Origin of the sequence: Mesorhizobium sp. M7D.F.Ca.US.004.03.1.1 (genome assembly GCF_003998635.1) — a bacterium.
GTDB classification, from domain to species: Bacteria; Pseudomonadota; Alphaproteobacteria; order Rhizobiales; family Rhizobiaceae; genus Mesorhizobium; species Mesorhizobium loti.
The window spans coordinates 1-1,404 of record NZ_RZQG01001246.1 but is presented as its reverse complement, the minus strand read 5'-3'; the positions used below and the strand labels follow the sequence as shown (position 1 = coordinate 1,404).

Genomic DNA, 1,404 nt, shown 5'->3' with positions numbered 1-1,404 from the left:
AGCACAATTTGAAAAAGCAGGAAGACGATGACGAGTAACGATCCGCTTCTCCAGCCCTACCAACTCAAACATCTGACGCTGAAGAATCGGGTCATGTCGACCAGCCACGAGCCGGCCTATTCCGAGGACGGCATGCCGAAAGAGCGCTATCGGCTCTACCATGCCGAGAAGGCCAAGGGCGGTATGGCGCTGACCATGACCGCCGGATCGGCGATCGTCTCGCGCGACAGTCCGGCCGCCTTTGGCAATTTGCATGTCTATGACGATAAGATCGTGCCGTGGCTGGCCGAGCTCACTGACGCCTGTCACGAGCACGACTGCAAGGTGATGATCCAGATCACCCATCTCGGCCGCCGCACCGGCTGGAACAAGGCCGACTGGCTGCCGGTGCTCTCGGCCTCGCCGGTGCGCGAGCCAGCGCATCGTGCTTTTCCCAAGACCATCGAGGACTGGGACATCGAGCGCATCGTTGCCGACTATGCTTCGGCCGCGCAGCGCTGCCAGGCCGCAGGCCTCGATGGGATCGAGTTCGAAGCCTACGGCCACCTGATCGACGGCTTCTGGTCGCCGGCCACCAACCATCGCGACGACGAGTTCGGCGGCTCGCTCGACAACCGCCTGCGCTTCACCAACATGGTTCTCGACGCCGTGCGGTCGGCGGTCGGTGACAAATTCGTCGTCGGCATTCGCATGGTTGCCGACGAAGATTTCGAAAAAGGCCTGTCGAAGGCGGAAGGCGTCGAGATCGCAAAGCGGCTGGCCGACTCCGGCAAGGTTGATTTCCTCAACATCATCCGCGGCTCGATCGAGAGTGACGCGGCGCTCACCAAGGTGATTCCGGTGGCCGGCATGCGCTCGTCTCCGCATCTCGATTTCGCCGGTGAGGTCAGGGCGGCGACAAAATTCCCGACCTTCCATGCGGCGCGCATTTCCGATGTCGCCACCGCACGGCATGCCATCGCCACAGGCAAGCTCGACATGGTCGGCATGACCCGCGCCCACATCGCCGATCCGCACATCATGAAAAAGGTGATGGAGGGTCGCGAGCACGAGATACGCCCGTGTGTGGGCGCCACCTATTGTCTCGACCGCATCTATGAAGGCGGCGAGGCGCTATGCGTCCACAACGCGGCGACCGGCCGCGAGGCCGATATTCCGCACATCATCGTCAAGACCGAAGGGCCGAAGCAGAAAATCGTCGTCGTCGGTGCCGGCGCCGGTGGCCTGGAAACGGCGCGGGTCGCGGCCGAGCGCGGCCACCAGGGGACGGTGCTTGAAGCGTCGAGCCAGGCCGGCGGCCAAATTCGGCTGGCGACGCAGAACCCGCGCCGCAAGGAATTGATCGGCATCATCGACTGGCGGCTGGCCGAACTCGACCGGCTCGGCGTCGAGATCCGCTACGAC

1 protein-coding gene is annotated in these 1,404 nt (G+C 63.5%); it reads left to right on the top strand.

All coding sequences use genetic code 11. The features are described 5' to 3' along the window. Window positions 1-27: 27 nt before the first annotated feature. On the top strand, window positions 28-1,404 hold a 1,377-nt coding region (locus tag EN935_RS36015; protein WP_127374228.1), incomplete at its 3' end, for an NADH:flavin oxidoreductase.